This is a genomic window from Pseudomonas sp. VMV1 (assembly GCF_056790235.1).
Genome location: NZ_JBXGSE010000006.1, coordinates 235368 through 258176, shown reverse-complemented (window position 1 = coordinate 258176; position 22809 = coordinate 235368). Strand labels below are relative to the sequence as shown.

At 62.9% G+C, this 22809-nt stretch carries 25 protein-coding genes; 19 read left to right on the top strand and 6 right to left on the bottom strand.

Annotated elements, in window-relative coordinates; translation table 11 throughout:
• From ACUCV0_RS19010 to ACUCV0_RS18980, 7 genes are all read left to right on the top strand, one after another.
• Nucleotides 1-1359, top strand: a complete 1359-nt coding sequence (locus tag ACUCV0_RS19010) for an aspartate aminotransferase family protein (protein WP_482213377.1) — start codon at nucleotides 1-3, stop codon at nucleotides 1357-1359.
• Between the two features lie 105 nt (nucleotides 1360-1464).
• Nucleotides 1465-2562 (top strand): polyamine ABC transporter substrate-binding protein, encoded by a 1098-nt coding sequence (locus ACUCV0_RS19005; protein ID WP_059316122.1) that lies wholly within the window; start codon nucleotides 1465-1467, stop codon nucleotides 2560-2562.
• Nucleotides 2563-2710: 148 nt separating this feature from the next.
• Nucleotides 2711-3769 carry a polyamine ABC transporter substrate-binding protein gene (locus tag ACUCV0_RS19000; RefSeq protein ID WP_169853377.1) on the top strand — a complete coding sequence of 353 codons (1059 nt, stop codon included), beginning with the start codon at nucleotides 2711-2713 and terminating at the stop codon, nucleotides 3767-3769.
• A 54-nt stretch (nucleotides 3770-3823) separates the two neighbouring features.
• Nucleotides 3824-4978 carry a polyamine ABC transporter ATP-binding protein gene (gene potA, locus ACUCV0_RS18995; protein ID WP_059316120.1) on the top strand — a complete coding sequence of 385 codons (1155 nt, stop codon included), beginning with the start codon at nucleotides 3824-3826 and terminating at the stop codon, nucleotides 4976-4978.
• The gene (locus tag ACUCV0_RS18990; RefSeq protein WP_059316119.1) at nucleotides 4975-5883 is read left to right on the top strand and encodes an ABC transporter permease subunit; all 909 of its coding nucleotides are present in this window, start codon (nucleotides 4975-4977) and stop codon (nucleotides 5881-5883) included. Before potA ends, ACUCV0_RS18990 begins: the two co-directional genes overlap by 4 nt.
• Nucleotides 5880-6776, top strand: a complete 897-nt coding sequence (locus ACUCV0_RS18985) for an ABC transporter permease subunit (protein WP_059316118.1) — start codon at nucleotides 5880-5882, stop codon at nucleotides 6774-6776. The genes ACUCV0_RS18990 and ACUCV0_RS18985 overlap by 4 nt, the downstream gene beginning before the upstream one ends.
• A 128-nt stretch (nucleotides 6777-6904) precedes the next feature.
• Nucleotides 6905-7699: a thymidylate synthase gene (locus ACUCV0_RS18980; RefSeq protein ID WP_017640870.1), complete on the top strand. Its 795-nt coding sequence runs from the start codon at nucleotides 6905-6907 to the stop codon at nucleotides 7697-7699.
• 17 nt (nucleotides 7700-7716) lie between these two features.
• Here ACUCV0_RS18980 and ACUCV0_RS18975 read toward each other — a convergent pair whose 3' ends face one another.
• From ACUCV0_RS18975 to ACUCV0_RS18965, 3 genes are all read right to left on the bottom strand, one after another.
• Complete coding sequence (locus ACUCV0_RS18975; protein WP_059316117.1) at nucleotides 7717-8211, bottom strand: gluconokinase; 495 nt, start codon at nucleotides 8209-8211, stop codon at nucleotides 7717-7719.
• Nucleotides 8212-8252: 41 nt separating this feature from the next.
• Nucleotides 8253-9116, bottom strand: coding sequence for an EamA family transporter (locus ACUCV0_RS18970; RefSeq protein ID WP_059316116.1), 864 nt, complete (start codon nucleotides 9114-9116; stop codon nucleotides 8253-8255).
• A 69-nt stretch (nucleotides 9117-9185) separates the two neighbouring features.
• Nucleotides 9186-9530, bottom strand: a complete 345-nt coding sequence (locus ACUCV0_RS18965) for a hypothetical protein (RefSeq protein ID WP_059316115.1) — start codon at nucleotides 9528-9530, stop codon at nucleotides 9186-9188.
• A 228-nt stretch (nucleotides 9531-9758) separates the two neighbouring features.
• On the opposite strand from ACUCV0_RS18965, the gene ACUCV0_RS18960 reads away from it, so the two are divergent.
• The 6 genes from ACUCV0_RS18960 (at nucleotide 9759) to bamJ (ending at nucleotide 14633) form a co-directional block, all read left to right on the top strand.
• A complete protein-coding gene (locus ACUCV0_RS18960; protein WP_059316114.1) occupies nucleotides 9759-12203 on the top strand; it encodes a Lon protease family protein in 2445 nt (814 codons plus the stop codon).
• A 162-nt stretch (nucleotides 12204-12365) separates the two neighbouring features.
• Nucleotides 12366-12707, top strand: a complete 342-nt coding sequence (locus ACUCV0_RS18955) for a PA4575 family protein (RefSeq protein WP_007160783.1) — start codon at nucleotides 12366-12368, stop codon at nucleotides 12705-12707.
• An 80-nt stretch (nucleotides 12708-12787) separates the two neighbouring features.
• Nucleotides 12788-13276: a TIGR00645 family protein gene (locus tag ACUCV0_RS18950; protein WP_017640865.1), complete on the top strand. Its 489-nt coding sequence runs from the start codon at nucleotides 12788-12790 to the stop codon at nucleotides 13274-13276.
• A 144-nt stretch (nucleotides 13277-13420) separates the two neighbouring features.
• Nucleotides 13421-13726, top strand: coding sequence for a DUF6482 family protein (locus tag ACUCV0_RS18945; protein WP_017640864.1), 306 nt, complete (start codon nucleotides 13421-13423; stop codon nucleotides 13724-13726).
• A gap of 90 nt (nucleotides 13727-13816) precedes the next feature.
• A complete protein-coding gene (locus tag ACUCV0_RS18940) occupies nucleotides 13817-13975 on the top strand; it encodes a DUF2256 domain-containing protein (protein WP_271652965.1) in 159 nt (52 codons plus the stop codon).
• 40 nt (nucleotides 13976-14015) lie between these two features.
• Entirely contained in the window at nucleotides 14016-14633 is a 618-nt protein-coding gene (bamJ, locus tag ACUCV0_RS18935) for a BamJ family beta-barrel-assembly machinery protein (RefSeq protein WP_482213376.1), read from the top strand.
• Between the two features lie 4 nt (nucleotides 14634-14637).
• Here the strand turns inward: bamJ and ACUCV0_RS18930 are convergent, their stop codons facing one another.
• Both ACUCV0_RS18930 and ACUCV0_RS18925 read right to left on the bottom strand, forming a co-directional pair.
• Nucleotides 14638-14892: a hypothetical protein gene (locus tag ACUCV0_RS18930; protein WP_059316112.1), complete on the bottom strand. Its 255-nt coding sequence runs from the start codon at nucleotides 14890-14892 to the stop codon at nucleotides 14638-14640.
• A 135-nt stretch (nucleotides 14893-15027) separates the two neighbouring features.
• Complete coding sequence (locus ACUCV0_RS18925; protein WP_059316111.1) at nucleotides 15028-16002, bottom strand: polyprenyl synthetase family protein; 975 nt, start codon at nucleotides 16000-16002, stop codon at nucleotides 15028-15030.
• Between the two features lie 399 nt (nucleotides 16003-16401).
• Here ACUCV0_RS18925 and rplU point away from each other — a divergent pair, with 399 nt between their 5' ends.
• The 4 genes from rplU to proB all read left to right on the top strand — a co-directional run bounded on the left by rplU (nucleotide 16402) and on the right by proB (nucleotide 19614).
• The gene (gene rplU / locus ACUCV0_RS18920; RefSeq protein ID WP_007160791.1) at nucleotides 16402-16716 is read left to right on the top strand and encodes a 50S ribosomal protein L21; all 315 of its coding nucleotides are present in this window, start codon (nucleotides 16402-16404) and stop codon (nucleotides 16714-16716) included.
• A 26-nt stretch (nucleotides 16717-16742) separates the two neighbouring features.
• On the top strand, nucleotides 16743-17003 hold the full coding sequence (gene rpmA / locus ACUCV0_RS18915) for a 50S ribosomal protein L27 (RefSeq protein ID WP_059316110.1): 261 nt from the start codon (nucleotides 16743-16745) through the stop codon (nucleotides 17001-17003).
• Between the two features lie 265 nt (nucleotides 17004-17268).
• Complete coding sequence (gene cgtA, locus ACUCV0_RS18910; RefSeq protein WP_059316109.1) at nucleotides 17269-18480, top strand: Obg family GTPase CgtA; 1212 nt, start codon at nucleotides 17269-17271, stop codon at nucleotides 18478-18480.
• 15 nt (nucleotides 18481-18495) lie between these two features.
• Entirely contained in the window at nucleotides 18496-19614 is a 1119-nt protein-coding gene (proB, locus tag ACUCV0_RS18905; RefSeq protein ID WP_271652963.1) for a glutamate 5-kinase, read from the top strand.
• A gap of 96 nt (nucleotides 19615-19710) precedes the next feature.
• Here proB and rpsT read toward each other — a convergent pair whose 3' ends face one another.
• Entirely contained in the window at nucleotides 19711-19989 is a 279-nt protein-coding gene (gene rpsT / locus ACUCV0_RS18900) for a 30S ribosomal protein S20 (protein ID WP_059316107.1), read from the bottom strand.
• A 243-nt stretch (nucleotides 19990-20232) separates the two neighbouring features.
• Here rpsT and murJ point away from each other — a divergent pair, with 243 nt between their 5' ends.
• The gene (gene murJ / locus ACUCV0_RS18895) at nucleotides 20233-21771 is read left to right on the top strand and encodes a murein biosynthesis integral membrane protein MurJ (protein ID WP_059316106.1); all 1539 of its coding nucleotides are present in this window, start codon (nucleotides 20233-20235) and stop codon (nucleotides 21769-21771) included.
• Between the two features lie 90 nt (nucleotides 21772-21861).
• On the top strand, nucleotides 21862-22809 hold the full coding sequence (ribF, locus tag ACUCV0_RS18890; protein WP_271652962.1) for a bifunctional riboflavin kinase/FAD synthetase: 948 nt from the start codon (nucleotides 21862-21864) through the stop codon (nucleotides 22807-22809).

Here is a 22809-nt window from a genome sequence, read left to right as displayed (position 1 = left end):
GTGACTACCTTTACCACCGCCCATTGGCAGGACCTGAGTCGCCGGCACCTGCTGGCGCCCTTCACCGATTATCGCCAGCTCAACGAGAAGGGCGCACGCATCATTACCCGTGCCGAGGGCGTGCACCTCTGGGACAGCGAGGGTCAGCGCATCCTCGACGGTATGGCCGGGCTCTGGTGCGTGAACGTCGGCTACGGCCGTGAAGAGCTGGTCGAGGCAGCCAGTCGCCAGATGCGTGAGCTGCCCTACTACAACCTATTCTTCCAGACCGCCCACCCGCCAGCGCTGGAGCTGGCCAAGGCCATCGCCGAGCTGGCACCGGAAGGCATGAATCACGTGTTCTTCACCGGTTCGGGCTCGGAGGCCAACGATACGGTGCTGCGTCTGGTGCGCCATTACTGGGCAACCAAGGGCCAGCCGGAGAAGCGGGTGGTCATCGGCCGCTGGAATGGCTACCACGGCTCGACCATGGCCGGCGCCAGCCTGGGCGGCATGGCGGCGATGCACGAGCAGGGCGGTCTGCTGCCCGACATCGTGCATATCCCGCAGCCCTACTGGTTCGGTGAAGGCGGCGAGATGAGTCCGGAGGAATTCGGCGTCTGGGCGGCCGATCAGCTGGAGCGGAAGATCCTCGAGGTCGGCGAAGAACGTGTCGCCGCCTTTATCGCCGAGCCCATCCAGGGTGCCGGCGGGGTGATCGTCCCGCCCGAAAGCTACTGGCCGCGAGTGCGCCAGATCCTGGATAAGTACGACATCCTCTTCATCGCCGACGAGGTCATCTGCGGCTTCGGCCGTACCGGCGAATGGTTCGGCAGCCAGTATTACGGCAACGCCCCGGACCTGATGCCCATCGCCAAGGGTCTCACCTCTGGCTACGTGCCCATGGGTGGAGTGGTGGTGCGCGACGAAGTGGTCAAGGTGCTGGACGAGGGCGGCGAGTTCTACCACGGCTTCACCTATTCGGGGCATCCGGTGGCGGCTGCCGTGGCCCTGGAAAACATCCGCATCCTGCGTGACGAGGGCATCGTCGACCGGGTTCGCAGCGCCACGGCACCCTATTTGCAAAAACGCTGGGCGGAGCTGGCCGACCACCCGCTGGTGGGCGAGACCCGCGGCGTCGGGATGGTGGCGGCGCTGGAGTTGGTGTGCGACAAGAAGACGCGGACCAGGTACGAGGGTGGGGCGGGCATGCTCTGCCGCGAGCATTGCTTCCGCAATGGTCTGGTCATGCGTGCGGTGGGCGATACCATGATCATCGCCCCGCCCTTGGTCATCACGCCGGAGTCCATCGACGAGCTCGTCACCCTGGCGCGCCTGAGTCTCGATCAGACCCATGCGGTGCTGCGTCAACGTGGCTAATGGCCGGCAAGGCTTGAGCCTAGCGGCGGACCTTGCCAGACTGCGCGCGGGCGCTGGCCGCGCACCGAATCGAAAGACCAACGATGACTTGAGGAGCACCACCGCATGAATGTTTTTGGCAAGACTCTTCTAGCGCTGAGCCTGGCCGGTCTCTTCGCCGGCAACGCCTCGGCGGACCCCAAGGTCCTGCACGTCTACAACTGGAACGACTACATTGCCGAAGACACCATCGCCAACTTCGAGAAGGAGTCGGGGATCAAGGTGGTCTATGACGTCTACGACAGCAACGAAACCCTCGAGGCCAAGCTGCTGGCCGGCCGTTCCGGCTACGACGTGGTGGTGCCGTCCAACTCCTTCCTGGCCAAGCAGATCAAGGCCGGCGTCTACCAGCCGCTGGACAGATCCAAGCTGCCCAATTACCAGAATCTCGATCCGCAGCTGATGAAGACCCTGGAAGTCAGCGACCCGGGCAACCAGTACGCCATCCCCTACCTGTGGGGCACCATCGGCATCGGCTACAACCCGGCCAAGGTCAAGGCGGCCCTGGGCGACAATGCGCCGGTGGATTCCTGGGACCTGATCTTCAAGCCGGAGAACCTCTCCAAACTCAAGGGCTGCGGCGTGGCGGTACTGGATTCGCCCACCGAGATCATTCCCGCCGGCCTGCACTATCTCGGCTACAAGCCGGATAGCCAGGATCCCAAGGAGATCAAGGCGGCCGAGGAGCTGTTCCTCAAGGTCCGTCCGTACATCACCTATTTCCACAGCTCCAAGTACATCTCGGACCTGGCCAACGGCAACGTCTGCGTGGCCGTCGGTTATTCCGGCGACATCGCCCAGGCCAAGGCCCGCGCGGCCGATGCCAAGAACGGTGTGACCGTGGCCTACAACATTCCCAAGGAAGGCGCTGGTACCTTCTTCGATACCATGGCCATTCCCAAGGATGCCGAGAATCCCGAGGGCGCGCTCAAGTTCATCAACTACCTGATGGAGCCCAAGGTAATCGCTGCGGTCAGCGACTATGTGCAGTATCCCAACGGCAACAAAGAGGCGACTCCGCTCGTAGCCGAAGAGATCCGCACCAACCCGGGCATCTACCCGACCCAGGAAACCATGAGCAAGCTGTACGCCTTCCCGGATCTTCCGGCCAAGACCCAGCGTCTGATGACCCGCACCTGGACCACCATCAAGTCCGGTAAGTGATGTCTGCCGCCATGTGCGGATAAAAGGACGGCACGCCGGGGTTGCTCCGGCGTGCCGTACGTCTGTATGGACCGCTGAAAGGGTGTCGCCCCGATGCCCACCATGAAAGGAGCCGCCCGTGCTTTCGTTGCGTAAAACCCTGCTGGCCATGACCACCCTGACCGTCATGGGAACTGCTGTCGCCGAGCCGACGGTACGCGTCTACAACTGGAGCGATTACGTCGGCGAGACCACGCTCGAGGATTTCCAGAAGGCCACCGGTATCACCCCGGTCTATGACGTCTTCGATTCTAACGAGACCCTCGAAGGCAAGCTGCTGGCCGGCCATACCGGCTACGACGTGGTGGTGCCTTCGAGCAACTTCCTGGCCAAGCAGATCAAGGCGGGCGCCTTCCAGAAGCTGGACAAGAGCCAGCTGCCGAATTGGCAGAACCTCGATCCGGCGTTGCTCAAGCAACTGGAAAAGAGTGATCCGGGCAATCAATACGGCGTTCCCTACCTGTGGGGTACCAACGGCATCGGGTACAATGTCGACAAGGTCAAGGCTGCGCTGGGAACCGACAAGCTGGATTCCTGGGCCATCCTGTTCGAACCCGAGAACCTCAAGAAACTGAGTAAGTGCGGCGTCTCCTTCATGGATTCGCCCGATGAGGTCTATCCAGCAGTACTGCAATACCTGGGGCTCGACCCCAACAGCACCAACCCTGACGACTACAAGAAGGCCGAGGCACAGCTGCTCAAGGTGCGGCCGTACATCACCTATTTCCATTCCTCCAAGTACATCTCGGATCTGGCCAACGGCAACATCTGTGTGGCCTTTGGTTATTCCGGGGATGTCTTTCAGGCGCGCTCGCGTGCCGAGGAAGCGAAGAAGGGCGTCAATATCGGCTACGCGATTCCCAAGGAGGGTGCGAACCTCTGGTTCGACCTCTTGGCCATCCCCAAGGATGCGAAGAACGTGAAGGAGGCCCATGCCTTCATCAACTATCTTCTGCAGCCCGAGGTGATTGCCAAGGTCAGTGACTATGTCGGCTATGCCAACCCCAATCCCAAGGCAGGCGAGTTGATGAATGCCGAATTGCGGCAGGACGAGACCGTCTATCCACCACAAGCGGTGATGGACAAGCTTTACGTCATGAAGGAGCTGCCCCCGCAACTCCTGCGCCTGGAAACCCGTAGCTGGACGCGGGTCAAGTCCGGCAAATAACCAACGCTAAGCGGACCGGCCAGGCCGGTCCCCGATTTTCCTGGGGAGATGTACATGGCGACCGCCACCAGTGCCTTCAAGAAAGCCGCCACCGGCGACAAGAAAGCCAAGGAAGTCCTGGTCAAGATCGACCGGGTCACCAAGAAATTCGACGAAACCGTCGCTGTAGACGACGTCTCCCTGACCATCAACAAGGGCGAGATATTTGCCCTGCTCGGCGGCTCGGGCTCGGGCAAGTCGACCCTACTGCGCATGCTGGCCGGCTTCGAGCGACCCAGCGAAGGGCGCATCTTCCTCGATGGCGTGGACATCACCGACATGCCGCCCTACGAGCGGCCGATCAACATGATGTTCCAGTCCTATGCGCTGTTCCCGCACATGAGCGTGGAGCAGAACATCGCCTTTGGTCTCAAGCAGGACAAGCTGCCCAGGGCCGAGATCGACGCACGCGTGGCCGAGATGCTCAAGCTGGTGCACATGACCCAGTACGCCAAGCGCAAACCGCACCAGCTCTCCGGTGGCCAACGCCAGCGGGTGGCCCTGGCACGCTCCCTGGCCAAGCGGCCCAAGCTCTTGCTGCTCGACGAACCCATGGGCGCCCTGGACAAGAAGCTGCGTTCGCAGATGCAGCTGGAACTGGTGGAGATCATCGAGCGCGTGGGCGTGACCTGCGTCATGGTGACCCACGACCAGGAAGAGGCCATGACCATGGCCGAGCGCATCGCCATCATGCACCTGGGTTGGATCGCCCAGGTGGGCAGCCCCATGGACATCTACGAGACCCCGGCGAGCCGGCTGGTCTGTGAGTTCATCGGTAGCGTCAACATCTTCGACGGCGAGCTGACCGACGATGGCGCCGACCACGCCATCATCCACAGCCCGCAGCTGGAACGGCCGATCTACATCGGTCACGGCATCAGCACCCGGGCCCAGGAAAAGCAGGTCACCTTCGCCCTGCGTCCCGAGAAACTGCTGATGGGCACCAGCCTGCCGGCCGATCACGAGCATCCCAACTACAACTGGTGCAGCGGTACCGTGCACGACATCGCCTACCTGGGCGGGCACTCGGTGTATCACGTCAAGCTGGGGACCGGGCCCATCGTGCAGTGCTTCATCGCCAACGCCGAGCGGCTCGGCAAGCGACCCACCTGGGATGACGCCGTGGTGGTGTACTGGGAAGACGACAGCGGCGTGGTACTGCAAGCATGACCAGACCTCCCTTGCTCAAGCGCCTGCTGGATGGCCGCCGCCTGACCATTGGCGTGCCCTTCGTCTGGCTGTTCCTGTTCTTCCTGCTGCCCTTCCTGATCGTGCTCAAGATCAGTTTCTCGGTAGCGGACGTGGCCATTCCTCCCTATACCGAGCTGTTCAGCTACGCCGATCAGCAACTGGATATCGCGCTCAACTTCGGCAACTACATGATGTTCGCCGACGATCCGCTGTATCTGGATGCCTATCTCGGCTCGCTGAAGATGGCCGGTATCAGCACCCTGATCTGCCTGCTGATCGGCTATCCCATGGCCTATTCCATCGCCCGCGCCAGTCGCGAGAAGCAGACGGTGCTGCTGCTGCTGATCATGATGCCGACCTGGACCGCCATCCTCATCCGCGTCTATGCCTGGATGGGCCTGCTCTCCACCAACGGCCTGATCAACAGCTTCCTGATGAATCTGGGGATCATCAGCAGTCCGCTGCAGATGCTCAACACCAACTTCGCGGTGTACCTGGGGATCGTCTATTCCTACCTGCCGTTCATGATCCTGCCGTTGTTCGCCAACCTGGTGAAGCACGACCTGACCCTGCTGGAAGCCGCTGGCGACCTGGGAGCCAGCCGTTTCACCAGCTTCTGGAAGATCACCGTGCCGCTGTCCAAGAATGGCATCATCGCCGGCTGCATGCTGGTGTTCATTCCGGCGGTGGGAGAATTCGTCATTCCCGAGCTGCTGGGTGGCCCGGAGACCCTGATGATCGGCCGCGTGCTCTGGCAGGAGTTCTTCAACAACCGTGACTGGCCGGTGGCCTCGGCGCTGGCCGTGGTGATGCTGTTGATCCTGATCGTGCCCATCGTGCTGTTCAACAGGAACCAAGCCAAGGAACTGGAGGGCAAGCTATGAGAGGCCTCAAGTTCACCAACCTGATGCTGGTGCTCGGGCTGCTGTTCATCTACCTGCCGATGGTCATCCTGGTCATCTACTCCTTCAACGAGTCACGCCTGGTGACCGTCTGGGGTGGCTGGTCGGTGAAGTGGTATGTCGGACTGCTGGACAACACCCAGCTGATGAGTGCGGTGTTCCGCTCCCTGGAAATCGCCTTCTACACGGCCATCTCCTCGGTGATCCTCGGGACCCTGGCGGCCTTCGTGCTGACCCGCATCCCACGCTTCCGTGGCCGCACCGTGTTCGGCGGCATGGTCACGGCGCCGTTGGTAATGCCCGAGGTGATCACCGGTCTGTCGCTGCTGCTGCTGTTCGTCTCCATGGCGCAGCTGATCGGCTGGCCGCAGGACCGTGGCGTGACCACCATCTGGATCGCCCACACCAGCTTCTGTGCCTCCTATGTGGCGGTGGTGGTGTCTTCGCGCCTGCGCGAACTGGACCTATCCATCGAAGAGGCGGCCATGGACCTGGGCGCACGCCCCTGGAAGGTGTTCCTGCTGATCACCATTCCCATGATCGCGCCGTCGCTGGCGGCGGGTGGCATGATGTCCTTCGCCCTGTCGCTGGACGACCTGGTGCTGGCGAGCTTCGTGTCCGGTCCCGGCTCCACTACGCTGCCCATGGAGGTGTTCTCCGCGGTGCGCCTGGGCGTGAAGCCGGAGATCAATGCCATTGCCAGCCTGATCCTGCTGGCGGTCTCGCTGTTCACCTTCTTCGCCTGGTATTTCACCCGGCGTGCCGAGAAGAAGCGCCTGCAGGGGCTGCAGGAGGCCATGGACGCCACGGCCTCGGAGATCACCCAGCGCGAACGCGAGACGGCGACCCTCACGGCGCCGCCGGCCAACAGCTAACAACTAAGCGACGAGAAGCGGCCTTCGGGCCGCTTTTTTTGTGCCCCGCTGCTGGCTGCGACAAGCGCGACCGCTCCCGCAGGGCGCGATTTGATACCATTTGGCTTTTGCCAGGTAGCGCTCCCGCCATGAAACAGTACCTCGACCTGATGCGCCACGTGCGTGAACACGGCACCTTCAAGAGCGACCGCACTGGCACCGGGACCTACAGCGTCTTCGGCTACCAGATGAGATTCGACCTGGCCGAGGGCTTTCCCCTGGTCACCACCAAGAAATGCCATCTCAGATCCATCATCCATGAGCTGCTGTGGTTCCTGCAGGGCGAGACCAATATCCGCTACCTGAAGGACAACGGCGTCTCCATCTGGGACGAATGGGCCGACGAGAACGGTGAGCTGGGACCGGTCTACGGCTACCAGTGGCGCAGTTGGCCGGCACCGGATGGTCGCCATATCGACCAGATCGCCGGGGTGGTGGACATGATCCGCGCCAAGCCCGATTCACGCCGGCTGATCGTCTCGGCCTGGAACCCGGCGCTGGTGGACGAGATGGCGTTGCCGCCGTGCCATGCACTGTTCCAGTTCTATGTCGCCGACGGCCGCCTGAGCTGCCAGCTCTATCAGAGATCCGCCGACATCTTCCTCGGCGTACCCTTCAACATCGCCAGCTATGCGCTCCTGACCCTGATGGTCGCCCAGGTGACCGGTTTGCAGCCTGGCGAATTCATCTGGACCGGGGGTGATTGCCATCTCTATGCCAATCACCTGGAGCAGACCGATCTGCAGCTGACCCGCGAACCGCTGCCGCTGCCGACCATGAAGCTCAATCCGGCGGTCCAGGACCTGTTTGCCTTCCGCTTCGAGGATTTCGAGCTGGAAGGCTACCAGGCCCATCCGCACATCAAGGCACCGGTCGCGGTCTGACGCCGTGACCGCAACGCTCAGGCGCTGCGGTCGTGCTCCAGCACCTCGTCCACCAGTTGCTCGGGCGGCTTGCGTACGTCCAGTACCTGGGCCTCCAGGTGGTCGGGTGCTTCCAGGGTATCGAGTTGGCTCTGCAACAGCTTGGGATCGAAGAAGTGCCCACGGCGGCTGCCGATACGCTCGGCGAGCAGCTCCGGGGAGCCCTTGAGAAACAGCAGGCGCACGCCTTCGAGACCGTTCAGCAGGCGATCGCGATAGACCTTCTTCAACGCCGAGCAGGCGAACACCCGGGTGGTGCCCTCGGTCCGCGCCTGCTGCATGGCATCGTGGATGGCATCCAGCCAAGGCCAGCGATCCTCGTCGGTGAGGGCGATGCCCTTGGCCATCTTGTCTTTGTTGGCCTGGCTGTGAAAGGTGTCGGCATCGTCGAAACGACAGCCCAGCCGGCTGGCCAGGAGTTCGCCCAGGGTAGTCTTGCCACTACCCGAAACGCCCATTATCAGATAGATCATCGTCGGCACTCCGCTTAAGGGTTCGCCTCGTTATAGAGTCCCTAGAGCGGCGTTTGCTCCGGAGTCAGGCGGCTGCTCCAGGTGGCGCCGATCGATGCCACGATGATGCAGGCGAGGGCGAACCACTGGGCGACGCCGAGGATCTCGCCGAGAAATACCCAGCCGGAGAGCGCGCCCAGCGCGGGCTCCAGACTCATCAGGGTGCCAAAGGTAGAGGCGGGCAGGCGGGTCAGTACGACCATTTCCAGGGCGTAGGGGATGGCCGTGGACATCAGCGCCAGGGCCAGTGCCAACGGCCAGATTTCCGGTATCAAGAGGTTGCTGCCGCTGTGCAGGATGCCGATGGGCAGGATGACCAGGGCGGCGATGGTGGCGCCAAAGGCTACCGTGGCAGTGCCATGGACCGCGCCCGCGCGCTTGCCCAGCACGATGTACAGGGCCCAGCAGGCACCGGCGCCCAGGGCCAGGGCGGTACCCAACGGATCCAATGCCGAGGCGCTGTGGCCGAAGGGCAACAGCACGGCCAGGCCGGCGACCACCAGGACGATCCATAACAGGTCCAGCCAGCGGCGCAGCGCACACAAGGCCACCACCAGAGGGCCGACGAATTCCAAGCCGACGGCGATGCCGATCGGCAGCCGCTGCATGGCCATGTAGATGGTCAGGTTCATCACGCCCATGGCGACACCATAGCCCAGCAGGCTGCCCAGGGCCTCGCGACGAAAATTGCGCCAGGGCCGCAACACGATCAGCAGCACCAGGGCGGCGAAGATCAGGCGGAGGGTGGTAACGCCGACCGGGTCGAGGCGCAGGAACAGGGTCTTGGCCAGACTCGCACTGGTCTGGATGGAGGTCATGGCGACCAGCAGCAGGGCGACGGCGAACAGCGGCGAACGGGCAGACATCGGCAGGGCTCGACAAGCGGGCCCGCCAGCATAGGTCATCCTATCCGCGCTGCAAGGTTGGCTGCGACCTCAACGTGTTTTGGAGCGCAGGTGCAGTTGCTCGGCGCCTTCGCGGTTTTCCCGAACCTGGTCCATGAAGCGTTGTTGTTCTTCGCGCTGGGCCACCTGCACGCACTGTGCGTAGCCTGCGTCCCAGCCCTGTTGATAGGGCTTCTCCGCGGCGAAGCGGCGCGCATCCTTGTGCTCGTACCCTATGCCGTTGACCGCCTGCTTGCCGGTCTGGCAGCCGTCGCTGAAGCCGTCGGCATAGGCCGGCGGATAGCCTTTGGCGATCAATTGGTCGTGATAGCTGGTACAGGCCGCGAGCGCGGACAGCAGGGCGAACAACGGTATGAAACGACGAGAGACAGCCATCGGGCCTCCTCACGGGATCCTACGACTGATCCCCATGAACAGAGCTTAGTTGGCGGCTGGTGAGAAATTCGTCAAAAAACGCTGCCACTGAAAAATACCGACGGACGTTGCAGTCGCGTGTTCGAGACACGCTGCCGAAAGCGACCGCGGCGCGCTACTTGCCTTGCCTCGGTTGTCATCCCGGTCGCAGAATGCGGACACTGCCTGCATGCCTGACAAGGACTTACGATGCACGATCCCGTCGCGGCCGGTCTCCGGCTCGCTCCCGATGAGCTGACCCGCCCTTTCGCTCCCGAACAATTTTCCTTCGCCGATACCGATCAGCTCGAACCCTTCCGCGGCATCCTGGGCCAGGAGCGTGCGGTAGAGGCGCTGCAGTTCGGGGTGGCGATGCCACGGCCCGGCTACAACGTCTTTGTCATGGGCGAGCCGGGCACCGGCCGCTTCTCCTTCGTTCAGCGCTACCTCAAGGCCGAAGCCAAACGCCAGCCCACGCCGAACGACTGGGTGTACCTGAATCATTTCGAAGAGCCGCGCGCTCCCGGCGCCCTGGAACTGCCACCTGGTGAAGGCGAGGCCTTCGTGGCCGACATGGCGCAGTTCATCGACAACCTGCTGGCCACCTTTCCGGCGGTGTTCGAGCATCCGGCATTCCAACAGAAGAAAAACGCCATCGAACGTGCGTTCAATCAGCGCTACGACCAGGCCCTGGACGTGGTGGAAAAGCTCGCGCTGGAAAAGGAGATCGCCCTCTATCGCGATGCCAACAATGTCGCCTTCACGCCGATGAAGGAGGGCAAGGCGCTGGATGAAGCCGAATTCGCCCAGCTGCCCGAGGCCGAGCGCGAACGCTTTCACGCCGATATCTCCAGTCTCGAAGAACGTCTCAACGAAGAGCTGTCCAGCCTGCCGCAATGGCGGCGCGAGTCGAGCAATCAGCTGCGGGCGCTGAACGAGGACACCATCATCCAGGCCCTGCAGCCGCTCCTGGCGCCGCTGTCGGAGAAGTACAACGACAACCCCGGCGTCTGTGCCTATCTGCAGGCCATGCAGGTGGATCTGCTCAAGACGGTGGTCGAGCAACTGGCCGACGACGCCAAGCCCGACATGCAGCGGCGCAAGGAACTGCGCGAGCAGTACGAGCCCAATCTCATCATCGGCCACCATGTCACTGGTGGTGCCCCGGTGGTGTTCGAGCCCCATCCGACCTACGACAACCTCTTCGGCCGCATCGAATACCAGTCCGACCAGGGGGCGCTCTACACCAATTATCGCCAGCTGCGCCCGGGTGCGTTGCATCGCGCCAATGGCGGTTTCCTGATCGTCGAGGCGGACAAGCTGCTGACCGAGCCCTTCGTCTGGGACGCGCTCAAGCGTGCCCTGCATTCACGCCAGCTGAAGATGGAGTCGCCGCTGGCCGAGCTGGGGCGACTCACCGCCATGAGCCTGGCGCCGCAGCAGATTCCGCTGCAGCTCAAGGTCATCATCATCGGCTCGCGCAACATCTACTACACCCTGCAAGAGCTGGATTCGGACTTCCAGGAGATGTTCCGGGTGCTGGTGGACTTCGATGAAGAGCTGCCGCTGCGCGACGAGAGCCTGGAGCAGTTCGCCCAGTTGCTCAAGACGCGCACCTCGGAAGAGGGCATGGCGCCTCTGACCTCGGCCGCGGTGGCGCGCCTGGCCACCTACAGCGCCCGCCTGGCCGAACACCAGGGGCGGCTGTCGGCGCGCATCGGCGATCTCTTCCAGCTGGTCAGCGAAGCCGATTTCATCCGCCATCTGGCCGGTGACGAGCGCACCGACAAGGGCCATGTGGAGCGCGCCCTCAAGGCCAAGGAAACCCGCACCGGACGCGTCTGCGCCAGGGTGCTGGACGACATGCTCACCGGGCTTATCCTCATCGACACCCAGGGCGCCGCGGTGGGCAAGTGCAACGGCCTGACGGTGCTGGAAGTGGCCGACTCCGCCTTTGGCATGCCGGCGCGCATCTCCGCCACCGTCTACCCGGGCGCCAGCGGCATCCTCGACATCGAGCGCGAGGTCAGCCTGGGCCAGCCCATCCACTCCAAGGGCGTGATGATCCTGACCGGCTACCTGGGGAGTCGCTATGCCCAGGAATTCCCCCTGTCGATCTCGGCCAGCATTGCCCTGGAGCAGTCCTATGGCTATGTCGATGGCGACAGTGCCTCCCTTGGCGAGGCCTGCACCCTGATCTCCGCGCTGTCGCGCACACCGCTCAAGCAGTGCTTCGCCATCACCGGCTCCATCAACCAGTTCGGGGAGGTGCAGCCAGTCGGCGGTGTGAACGAGAAGATCGAAGGCTTCTTCCGCCTCTGCAAGGCCCGTGGCCTGACCGGCGAGCAGGGCGTGATCATTCCACGCGCCAACGTCACCAATCTGATGCTCGACGAAACGGTGCTGGAAGCGGTCCGCGAGGGGCTGTTCCATGTCTATGCCGTACGTCAGGCGGACGAGGCCCTGTCGCTGCTGGTGGGTGAGCCTGCCGGTGCGCCCGATGCCAAGGGCCGCTTCCCCGATGGCAGCGTGAATGCCCGTGTGGTGCAGCGTCTCAAGGAAATCGCCGAGCTCGAGCTGGAAGATGAACTGGCCGACAAACTCAGTGATAACTCCCAGGCAAAAGGGAAAAACAACGAAGCGGAGGAGAACTGAGGTCCAGGGGGCAGGTCGGATTTTGTACAAGGCGTCGCAGCCCAAGTAGCACGGCGCCCAGACCCGCTTGCCCCCTGTTGACCAACAGGGTTGTCCACAGCCTCTGTGGATACCTCTGGCCCTAGGACCGGCGAGCATCGAGCGCTTCGAGAGGATGACGCCATGTCCCGCACCATTACCCTGATCCGCCCCTGCCTGGGCCTCGTCACCCGTATCGAATGCGAAATCAAGCCGCTCGGTCAGGAGCAGGGCCTTTGGACCCTGTTGTGCGCCGCTGGCCTCAACGGTCAGCAGCCTACCGCCATAAAGGCGCAGGGCCCCTTCCATGGTCCTAAGGCCGCTGAAGGTGTCATGACCGCCATTGCCGAGAACCTGGTCGAGCAGGGCTACATCCAGGTCGAAGAGACCCAGATCTGGCGCCTGCACATGCAAAGCGAGCTGCGCAAGATGAATGGCGAGCGTGCTCATCAGCAGGTGCGTTTCCAGGTCGGCCCCGACGCCTGAGTCAGGTACAACCTGCCGCATTGGTCCGCCTGCAACGCCCCGGTATACTCGCCCGGCCCTGGTAATCCGAGCGAGTCTGCATGGAACGTCTGATCGAAAAAGCCCTTTACGCCTCCCGCTGGCTGCTGGCCCCAATCTATCTGGGGCTATCCTTGGCGCTGGTCCTATTGGCGCTGAAGTTCTTTCAGGAAGTCTTCCACGTCCTGCCGCATATCTTCGAGTCCACCGAGGCCGAGCTGATCCTGCTGGTGCTGTCGCTCATCGACATGGCGCTGGTGGGTGGTCTGCTGGTCATGGTGATGATCTCCGGCTATGAGAACTTCGTGTCCCAGCTGGATATCGACGAAGGGTCGGAAAAGCTCAGCTGGCTGGGCAAGATGGATTCGGGTTCGCTCAAGAACAAGGTGGCCGCCTCCATCGTCGCCATCTCCTCGATCCATCTCCTGCGCATCTTCATGGACGCTCAGAACACCAATCCCGAATACCTCAAGTGGTACGTGATCATCCACCTGGTGTTCGTGGTGTCTGCCTTTGCCATGGGCTACCTGGATCGTCTGACCAAGCACTAGGGTAGGGCAGCCGCTCGTCCGTTCCGGGCATCTCCGCTTACGCTTTGTGGATTGCGCCGCTGCGCTTGCCTGTCCTAGGTTGTCGAATGCTCACAGCAGCCGTTCGGCACCATCCCGGTTGCCGATCTCGACCCGGAGGTTTCCATGCAATTGCCGGAATTGACCCAGCGCGCCCAGGCCGGTGAGGTTCGTGAACTCAATCTGTTGTCCATCGAGGGCGGCTTCTATGTACTCGAAGTGCTCACTCAGGACGGTCGTACACGGCTGACCGGGCGTGATGGCCACTTCTATCGCCTGGGCTCGGCCGCCCAGGCGCGACGCCTGCTGGCCGACCTGCCGGCGCTGCCATGCTTTCTCATCCAGCACAGCGCCTACGACGAGATGGTCGGTATGGCGCCACGCTCGACAGAACCACTGAAAATTCCGTTGAATTATCGGAACGCTTCTTGAGCGAGGGCGCCGCCCGGCACTGCAGCGGCGGCAGGCACTGAGGCGGTCAGCCGAGGAATTGCTGGTGCGTCTCGACGCAGGGAAATCCCTATGAAGAAGGGCGATCTGCCCACCAAGTTCTGTCCGGTCTGCCAGCGCCCCTTCACCTGGCGCAAGAAGTGGGAGCGTAACTGGGCCGAGGTGCGCTATTGCTCCGAGCGCTGTCGACGGCAGCGCGGCACCCAGGGCGGCGGCGAGCCGAGCCGCTGATGTGCTAGGCTCGGCTCCTTTTTCATGATGGAAAACTGCTATGAACGACATCCTGCTCGATACCGACGAAGCCCGCGTCAGCTATGGCATCGGCCGCCAGCTGGGCGATCAGCTGCGTCAGAATCCGGTCCCCGGCATGCAGCTGGCCGCTGTGCTCGCCGGTCTCAACGAGGCCTTCGACGGCCAGGACTCCCGGGTGGATGTCGAGGCGCTGAACGCCAGCTTTCGCGTCATTCGCGAGCGTATGCAGGCGGAAGCCCAAGCCAAGGCAACGGCCGCGGTCCAGGAAGGCGTCGACTACCTGAAGGCCAATGCCGAGCGCCCCGGTGTCGTGGTGCTGCCGTCCGGTCTGCAGTACGAGGTGCTCACCCAGGGCGAGGGCGCCACGCCTACCCGTGAAGACCAGGTGCGTACCCACTACCACGGCACCCTCATCGACGGCAGTGTGTTCGACAGCTCCTACCAGCGCGGCCAGCCAGCCGAGTTTCCGGTCGGTGGCGTGATCGCCGGTTGGACCGAAGCCCTGCAGCTGATGCCGGCTGGCAGCAAGTGGCGCCTGCATGTCCCCAGCGAGCTGGCCTATGGCGCCCAGGGCGTCGGTGGTATCCCGCCACATAGCGTGCTGGTGTTCGACGTCGAGCTCCTCGACGTCCTCTAGATTTTCAGCAGTCCAGGCGCAGCCCGTCGTTTTCCGGGCGCAACGCCAGAGCGTAGCTGAACAGGAAGACCTGGCGGATCTGCTCCTTCACCACCCGCGGTTCGCTGGAGGTAAGGCTGTGCAGATCCAGTTCGCCTAGATCCTTGAGTTCTTCCAAGGCGGTTTCGTCCAGCTCCGCGCAGACTTTGCCGGTTTCCCGATTGAGAATGCGTAGATAGGGCTGAGGCCGGTCCAGCCAGGCGTCGATGAGATAGGTCATGGCAAGGGCTCCTGAGGGCTATCTATGAGAATAATTCTTATTCAATAAATAGCAAGCCATTGCCTGACTTTTTTGGTCGGACATGAAAAAGCCCGCAGTCTGACGACGGCGGGCTTGCTCTATCGGTAACGAACCTCAGTGGGTACGGGCCACCGAAAAACGACCTAGGTCGGCCAGGGCATCGCGGTAGGGGCTGGCGGGGAGGGCGTCCAGGCAGGCAATGGCACGCTCGGCGAATTCCTGCGCCTTGCGAGCGGTATAGTCCAGAGCGCCAGCGGCTTCGACGGCGGCGCGCACGCTTTCCAGGTCCTGGCTGCCGCCCTGGCGAATCGCCTGGCGCACCAGGGCAGCCTGTTCGGCATTGCCTTCGCGCATGGTCACGATCAACGGCAGGGTCGGTTTGCCCTCGGCCAGGTCGTCGCCCACGTTCTTCCCCAGGGCCACGGCATCACCCTGGTAGTCGAGCAGGTCATCTACCAGCTGGAAGGCCACGCCCAGGTGATCGCCATAACGGCGCAGGGCTTCGGCCTGTTCCGCGCTCGCGCCGGCCAGGATCGCCGCGCTATGGGTGGAGGCTTCGAAGAGCATGGCGGTCTTGCCGCGAATGACCTCCATGTAGATTTCTTCGGTGGTGCTGGCGTCGCGGATCTTCGACAGCTGCAGTACCTCGCCCTCGGCGATGACGCGGGTCGCCTGGGAAATGATGCGCATCACCTCCATGGAGCCCAACGCCACCATCATCTCGAAGGAGCGGGCATAGAGAAAGTCGCCGACCAGGACGCTGGGGGCGTTGCCCCAGAGGGCATTGGCGGTGGAGCGGCCACGGCGCATCCCCGAGGCATCGACGACGTCGTCGTGCAGCAGGGTGGAGGTGTGCAGGAATTCAATGGTGGCCGCTAGCAGTTGGAGGTCATGATCGGCGCGCCCCAGCGCCTTGCCGGCCAGCAGCACCAGGAGCGGACGCAGGCGTTTGCCGCCGGCGGAGACGATGTAGTCGCCAATCTTCTCGACCAGCGGCACGCGCGAGGTCAGCTGCTGGCGGATGATGCCGTCTACGGCGGCGAAATCGTCCGTCACCACACGATAGAAGGACTGGGATTGCTGCGTCATTGAGAGGTGTCCACTGGAGGTCCGGGCAATATTCAGGCGGCCGGATGGCGCATGACCGCCAGACTATGCCCTAGGGACCGGCCAAAGTGCCATCCCAGGGAATGCCATCGCGCTCCCGCGGCTCGCCGCTCCTGCCGATTCGGATGGGCACCGACCCGGCATGGCCGCTGAACGAGGTTGCGCGGCATGCTAGGGGTGGGGTGGGGGCGTGTCAAGGCACGGCCTGGCGGCTCTTGCCTCTTGGTCATTGCTTGCGTAGAATCGCGGGCCCTGAACATTCCTAGGGTTAACCCCCTGTCTTACGCAATTGCGCGGCGCTCCTTCCGGTCCCGTGCAGCCATGCCGGTCGACGATTCCTCTTATAAAGCACCGGGTGAGCAGGTTTAACGGAGATTTACCATGTCCTACGCAGTTATCGTTACTGGTGGCAAGCAATACAAGGTCGCCGAAGGCGAATACCTGAAGGTCGAGAAGCTCGACATCGCCACTGGTGAAACCGTCACCTTCGACCAGGTTCTGCTGGTTGGCAACGGTGACGACGTCAAGATCGGTCTGCCGGTCGTTGATGGTGCCAAAGTGACCGCCGAAGTGACTGCCCAGGGCCGTCACGACAAGGTCACCATCATCAAATTCCGTCGTCGTAAGCACCACATGAAGCGTCAGGGCCACCGTCAGTGGTTCACTGAAATCAAGATCACTGGCATTCAGGCCTGATCTCGCCTTTACCGGAGAATTGACTCATGGCACACAAAAAAGCGGGTGGTTCTACTCGTAACGGTCGCGATTCCGAAAGCAAACGCCTTGGCGTGAAGCTGTACGGCGGCCAGGTCGTCAAGGCCGGCAACATCATCGTGCGTCAGCGCGGCACCCAGTTCCATGCCGGTTACGGCGTGGGCCTCGGCAAGGATCACACCCTGTTCGCGAAAGTGGATGGCGTGATCAAGTTCGACGTGAAGGGCGCCTTTGGTCGTCGTTACGTGAGCATCGTCGCCGCCGCCTAAGGCTCGTGACGAAAGAAAAGCCCTGTCTACCCGACGGGGCTTTTTCGTTTGTAGTTAAGCTAGTGTGGTGTTTCAGAAATTACCTGCACAATTTTGGCGGCGCTTTTTCGGCCTGGGTGTTGTTGCCACTCCTCGCCATAGCCCTGCTATGACTCGTCGCGGCGCCTAGCCCAGGTCAAAAAATCACTCGCCAATTCTTGCGCGAACTTCTGAAACACCACACTAGTTCCTTGTTTGCAGCGGCCCGCGAGCGCGGGAGGTCCAGATGAAATTCGTCGATGAAGTATCCATACACGTAAAAGCGGGTGACGGCGGCAACGGCATGATGAGTTTCCGCCGGGAGAAATTCATCGAGAAGGGTGGCCCCAATGGCGGTGACGGTGGCGACGGCGGGTCGATCTGGCTCGAAGCCGACATCAACCTCAACACCCTGGTCGACTACCGTTACACCCGCCGTTTCACCGCGCAGAACGGTGAGAAGGGCGGCAGCACCGAGTGCACCGGTGCCAAGGGTGAAGACCTGGTGCTGCCGGTGCCCGTCGGTACCACGGTGATCGATGCAGCCACCCAGGAAATCATTGGCGACCTGACTCAGCCCGGCCAGCGCATCCGCGTGGTCCAGGGTGGCTGGCACGGTCTGGGCAATACCCGGTTCAAGTCCAGTACCAACCGTGCGCCGCGGCAGACCACGCCAGGCAAGCCTGGCGAAGAGCGCGATCTCAAGCTGGAGCTCAAGGTGCTGGCGGACATCGGTCTGCTTGGCTTGCCCAATGCCGGCAAGAGCACCTTCATTCGTGCGGTGTCGGCCGCCAAGCCCAAGGTGGCGGACTATCCCTTCACCACCCTGGTGCCGAATCTGGGTGTGGTCAGCGTGGGTCGCTTCAAGAGTTTCGTGGTCGCCGACATTCCGGGGTTGATCGAGGGTGCCTCCGAGGGCGCCGGTCTGGGGATCCGCTTCCTCAAGCACCTGGCGCGGACCCGGCTGCTGCTGCATCTCGTCGACATGGCGCCGCTGGATGAAAGCGATCCGGCTGAAGCCGCCGAGACCATCATCAACGAGCTGACCAAGTTCAGTCCGGCGCTGGGCGAGCGCGATCGCTGGCTGGTGTTGAACAAGGCCGATCAGCTGCTCGACGACGAGCGCGAGGAGCGCCTGCAGGCGGTCGTCGAGCACCTGGACTGGAAGGGGCCGGTATTCGTCATCTCCGCGCTGGAGCGTGAAGGGACCGAGAAGCTTTGCCAGGCGATCATGCAGTACCTGGACGAGCGCTCCCTGCGCATCGCCGAGGATCCGGCCTACGCCGAGGCGCTGCAGGAGCTCGATCAGCGGATCGAGGACGAGGCGCGCTCGCGGTTGCAGGCGCTGGATGATCAGCGTGCCCTGCGACGCTCCGGCGTCAAGGCGGTGGACGATGCCGATGACGACTTCGATGACGAAGACGACGGTGACGGTCCGGAAATCTTCTACGTACGGTAAGAAAGGAGCTCGCCCATGCGTGATCAGGTGTCTGGCGCCCAGCGCTGGGTAGTGAAGATTGGCAGTGCCCTGCTGACCGACGACGGTCGTTGTCTGGATGGTGGGGCCATGGCCGGTTGGGTCGAGCAGATGGTGGCCCTGCACCAGGCGGGTATCGAGCTGGTGCTGGTGTCCTCTGGTGCGGTGGCGGCCGGCATGAGTCGACTCGGCTGGGCGCAGCGCCCAACTGCCATCAATGAGTTGCAGGCGGCGGCGGCGGTGGGGCAGATGGGGTTGGTGCAGGCTTGGGAATCCAGCTTTGCCGAGCACCAGGTGCAGACCGCCCAGATCCTGCTGACCCATGACGACCTGTCCGATCGCAAGCGCTATCTCAATGCCCGCAGCACCCTGCGCACCCTGGTGAGCCTGGGCGTGGTGCCGGTGATCAACGAGAACGATACCGTCGTCACCGACGAGATCCGCTTCGGCGACAACGATACCCTGGCCGCACTGGTGGCCAATCTGGTCGAGGCCGATCTACTGGTTATCCTCACCGATCGCGATGGCATGTTCGACGCCGATCCGCGCAACAATCCTGACGCCAGTCTCATCAGCGAGGCGCGGGCCGACGATCCTGCCCTGGATCTGGTTGCCGGCGGTACCGGGGGTGCCCTGGGTCGTGGCGGCATGCAGACCAAGCTGCGCGCTGCCCGTCTGGCGGCGCGTTCCGGTGCCTATACCGTTATCGTCGGCGGGCGTATCCAGCAGGTGCTCAGTCGCCTGCAGCAGGGCGAGCAGCTGGGCACCCTGCTGTCGCCCGAGCGAGGCTTGGTAGCGGCGCGCAAGCAGTGGCTGGCTGGCCACCTGCAGGTACGTGGCACCCTACGCCTGGATGCGGGTGCGGTTCAGGCGCTGGTGGGCGGGCATCGCAGTCTGCTGCCCGTAGGCGTGCAGGAGCTGGAAGGCAGTTTCCGTCGTGGCGAGATGGTCGCCTGCGTCGGCCCGGACGGGCGCGAAGTGGCGCGCGGTCTGGTCAACTACAGTGCGACCGAAGCACGGCGCATCCTGGGTCGGCCTTCGGATGCCATCGTCGTCGAGCTGGGCTATGTCTATGAGCCCGAGCTGATCCACAGGGATAATCTGGTCCTGGTCTGAGGCTTGAAGGTCCTGGCGCCTCCCCGGAGGTGTCAGGATCGACGAATCGCAGGCAATAAAAAACCGGCCTAGGCCGGTTTTTTATTCGAACGCCTATCAGGCAGCGGCTGGGGTAGCCAGGGCCTTGATGTGGGCGTTCAGGCGGCTCTTGTGACGAGCGGCCTTGTTCTTGTCGATGATGCCCTTGTCGGCCATGCGGTCGATGACCGGAACGGCAGCAACATAAGCGGACTTGGCTTTTTCCAGGTCCTTGGCGTCGATCGCCTTGACGACGTTCTTGATGTAGGTGCGCACCATGGAGCGCAGGCTCGCATTGTGGCTGCGACGCTTCTCAGCCTGTTTGGCGCGTTTTTTGGCGGAGGGGGAGTTAGCCACCGTGGAGCTCCTTCGAAAAAGACTGTATTGGGTACAGAGCGAACTCTGTAGCGAGTACAGAGCTAAATTAAGGTCGCGAATCTTGACGCCCCTGGCGCCGCCTGTCAAGGCTGTCTGGATGGATATCCGGCTGGTCGCCGATGAAGTGCGTCGTTACACTCGATCGCTTGTGCCCATTGCGCGACTGCGCCCAGGGGCCTTCTTCGTCACGTCCCGCTGCGTTCACCGAGTCCTTCCCAAGCCATGAATCTGCTCAAGTCCCTGGCCGCCGTCAGCTCCATGACCATGCTGTCCCGCGTGCTGGGTTTCGTGCGTGACACCATCGTCGCCCGAACCTTTGGCGCCGGCATGGCCACCGATGCCTTCTTCGTCGCCTTCAAGCTGCCCAACCTCCTGCGCCGCATCTTCGCCGAAGGCGCTTTCTCCCAGGCCTTCGTGCCCATCCTGGCCGAATACAAGGCCCAGCAGGGCGAGGAGGCCACGCGGACCTTTCTGGCCTACGTCAGCGGCCTGCTGACCCTGGTGCTGGCCGTGGTCACGGTGCTCGGCATGCTGGCGGCACCCCTGGTGATCTGGATCACCGCGCCCGGTTTCGCCGATACCCCGGAAAAATTCGCTCTCACCTCCAACCTGCTGCGGGTGACCTTCCCCTACATCCTGCTGATCTCCCTGGCCTCGCTGGCCGGCGCCGTGCTCAACACCTGGAACAGATTCAGCGTGCCGGCCTTCGTGCCGACCCTGCTCAACATCAGCATGATCATCTTCGCGCTGTTCCTGACACCCTATTTCAACCCGCCGATCATGGCCCTGGCCTGGGCGACGCTGGCGGGCGGTCTGGCGCAGTTCCTCTATCAGCTGCCGCACCTCAAGCGCATCGGCATGCTGGTGCTGCCGCGCCTGAATCTGCGTGATACCGGTGTCTGGCGTGTGCTTAGGCAGATGGGGCCGGCGATCCTCGGGGTCTCGGTCAGCCAGATCTCACTGATCATCAACACCATCTTCGCTTCCTTCCTGGTCGCCGGTTCCGTGTCCTGGATGTACTACGCCGACCGTCTCATGGAGCTACCCTCGGGGGTGCTTGGCGTGGCCCTGGGGACCATCCTGCTGCCAGCCCTGTCGCGTACCTATGCCAAGGCCGACCGCCAGGAGTATTCGCGGCTGCTCGACTGGGGGCTGCGGCTGTGTTTCCTGCTGGTGATGCCCTGTTCCGCGGCCCTGGCGCTGCTGTCCGAGCCGCTGACCGTTTCCCTGTTCCAGTACGGTCGCTTCGATGCCCATGACGCCCTGATGACCCAACGGGCACTGGTTGCCTATGCCGTGGGCCTGCTTGGCATCATCCTGGTCAAGGTGCTGGCGCCGGGCTTCTATGCCCAGCAGAACATCAAGACGCCGGTGAAGATCGCGCTCTTCACCCTGGCCGTGACCCAGGTGCTCAACCTGATCCTGATCGGACCGCTGCAGCATGTCGGTCTGGCGCTGGCCATTGGTCTTGCGGCCTGTCTCAACGCGGGCCTTTTATTCTGGCAGTTGCGCCGCCATAACCTGTTTACGCCCCAACCAGGTTGGACGGGCTTCCTGCTACGGTTGCTGATTGCCGTGGCGATCATGAGCGCGGTGCTGTTCGGCTTGATGCAGATTTTGCCGAGCTGGAGCGAGGGATTGATGTGGCAGCGGCTGCTGCGGCTGGGCGGTTTGGTCGCGGCAGGCGTGCTGGCCTATTTCGCCAGTCTTTTCCTGCTTGGTTTCCGTGTACGTGACTTCAATCGACGGGCCTTGCTGTAACGGCCAGAGGATTGCACGAGACCGGGTGTGCGCCTGTCCTCAAGGCGGGCATCCGGATATAATCGATTAATTTCTGAGCAATACCTACCCATGCAGCTGTTTCGCGGTCTCCATCATCTCGACGCCTTTCCCAAGGGCTGCGTTGCCACCATCGGCAACTTCGACGGGGTTCACCTGGGGCACCAGGCCATCCTCGCGCGGCTGCGTGAGCGGGCGGCGGAGCTTGGAGTGCCCAGTTGCGTGGTGATCTTCGAGCCTCAGCCGCGTGAATTCTTCCTGCCCGACATCGCGCCGGTGCGCCTGACCCGCCTGCGCGAGAAGCTGGAATGCTTTGCGCGCCATGGCGTCGACAACGTGCTCTGCCTGAACTTCAATCGGCGGCTGCGCGAGTTGTCCGCGGAGGCCTTCGTCCAGCAGGTGCTGGTGGAGGGGCTAGGGGTGAAGCATCTGGAGATCGGCGACGATTTCCGCTTCGGTTGTGATCGCGCAGGCGACTTCACCTTTCTGAATCTGGCTGCCCGTGACCATGGTTTCACCCTGGAAGCCGCCACTACCGTCGAGCTCGATGGCCTGCGGGTGAGCAGCACCCTGATTCGTCAGGCGCTGGACGACGGTGATCTGGACCTGGCCGCGCGTATGCTGGGGCGACCCTACAGCCTCTCGGGCCGGGTATTGCACGGCCAGAAGCTGGCACGCCAGCTGGGTTGGCCCACCGCCAACGTCCAACTCAAGCGGCGCCGGCCGCCGTTGCGCGGCGTCTATCTGGTCAGCAGCCTGATCGATGGGCGGGTGGTACCGGGCGTGGCCAACATCGGCCAGCGACCGACGGTGCAGGGCGATGGCCGTCCGCACCTGGAGATCCATCTGCTGGACTTTTCCGGCGACCTCTATGGTCGCCACCTCAGCGTGACCTTCGTGCAGAAGGTCCGCGACGAACAGAAATTCGCCTCTCTGGAGGCCCTCAAGGCGGCGATCGAAGCGGACGTCGCCACGGCCCGCGCCTACTGGCAGGGGCAACCGTCAACGAGCCTGGACTGA

What these genes read in the sequence shown, in the direction of transcription:
- ACUCV0_RS19005 (WP_059316122.1), top strand. Translation starts at nt 1,465, where the DNA reads ATGAATGTTTTTGGCAAGACTCTTCTAGCGCTGAGCCTGGCCGGTCTC.
- ACUCV0_RS19000 (WP_169853377.1), top strand. Translation starts at nt 2,711, where the DNA reads ATGACCACCCTGACCGTCATGGGAACTGCTGTCGCCGAGCCGACGGTA.
- potA (WP_059316120.1), top strand. Translation starts at nt 3,824, where the DNA reads ATGGCGACCGCCACCAGTGCCTTCAAGAAAGCCGCCACCGGCGACAAG.
- ACUCV0_RS18990 (WP_059316119.1), top strand. Translation starts at nt 4,975, where the DNA reads ATGACCAGACCTCCCTTGCTCAAGCGCCTGCTGGATGGCCGCCGCCTG.
- ACUCV0_RS18985 (WP_059316118.1), top strand. Translation starts at nt 5,880, where the DNA reads ATGAGAGGCCTCAAGTTCACCAACCTGATGCTGGTGCTCGGGCTGCTG.
- ACUCV0_RS18980 (WP_017640870.1), top strand. Translation starts at nt 6,905, where the DNA reads ATGAAACAGTACCTCGACCTGATGCGCCACGTGCGTGAACACGGCACC.
- ACUCV0_RS18975 (WP_059316117.1), bottom strand. Translation starts at nt 8,211, where the DNA reads ATGATCTATCTGATAATGGGCGTTTCGGGTAGTGGCAAGACTACCCTG.
- ACUCV0_RS18970 (WP_059316116.1), bottom strand. Translation starts at nt 9,116, where the DNA reads ATGTCTGCCCGTTCGCCGCTGTTCGCCGTCGCCCTGCTGCTGGTCGCC.
- ACUCV0_RS18965 (WP_059316115.1), bottom strand. Translation starts at nt 9,530, where the DNA reads ATGGCTGTCTCTCGTCGTTTCATACCGTTGTTCGCCCTGCTGTCCGCG.
- ACUCV0_RS18960 (WP_059316114.1), top strand. Translation starts at nt 9,759, where the DNA reads ATGCACGATCCCGTCGCGGCCGGTCTCCGGCTCGCTCCCGATGAGCTG.
- ACUCV0_RS18955 (WP_007160783.1), top strand. Translation starts at nt 12,366, where the DNA reads ATGTCCCGCACCATTACCCTGATCCGCCCCTGCCTGGGCCTCGTCACC.
- ACUCV0_RS18950 (WP_017640865.1), top strand. Translation starts at nt 12,788, where the DNA reads ATGGAACGTCTGATCGAAAAAGCCCTTTACGCCTCCCGCTGGCTGCTG.
- ACUCV0_RS18945 (WP_017640864.1), top strand. Translation starts at nt 13,421, where the DNA reads ATGCAATTGCCGGAATTGACCCAGCGCGCCCAGGCCGGTGAGGTTCGT.
- ACUCV0_RS18940 (WP_271652965.1), top strand. Translation starts at nt 13,817, where the DNA reads ATGAAGAAGGGCGATCTGCCCACCAAGTTCTGTCCGGTCTGCCAGCGC.
- bamJ (WP_482213376.1), top strand. Translation starts at nt 14,016, where the DNA reads ATGAACGACATCCTGCTCGATACCGACGAAGCCCGCGTCAGCTATGGC.
- ACUCV0_RS18930 (WP_059316112.1), bottom strand. Translation starts at nt 14,892, where the DNA reads ATGACCTATCTCATCGACGCCTGGCTGGACCGGCCTCAGCCCTATCTA.
- ACUCV0_RS18925 (WP_059316111.1), bottom strand. Translation starts at nt 16,002, where the DNA reads ATGACGCAGCAATCCCAGTCCTTCTATCGTGTGGTGACGGACGATTTC.
- rplU (WP_007160791.1), top strand. Translation starts at nt 16,402, where the DNA reads ATGTCCTACGCAGTTATCGTTACTGGTGGCAAGCAATACAAGGTCGCC.
- rpmA (WP_059316110.1), top strand. Translation starts at nt 16,743, where the DNA reads ATGGCACACAAAAAAGCGGGTGGTTCTACTCGTAACGGTCGCGATTCC.
- cgtA (WP_059316109.1), top strand. Translation starts at nt 17,269, where the DNA reads ATGAAATTCGTCGATGAAGTATCCATACACGTAAAAGCGGGTGACGGC.
- proB (WP_271652963.1), top strand. Translation starts at nt 18,496, where the DNA reads ATGCGTGATCAGGTGTCTGGCGCCCAGCGCTGGGTAGTGAAGATTGGC.
- murJ (WP_059316106.1), top strand. Translation starts at nt 20,233, where the DNA reads ATGAATCTGCTCAAGTCCCTGGCCGCCGTCAGCTCCATGACCATGCTG.
- ribF (WP_271652962.1), top strand. Translation starts at nt 21,862, where the DNA reads ATGCAGCTGTTTCGCGGTCTCCATCATCTCGACGCCTTTCCCAAGGGC.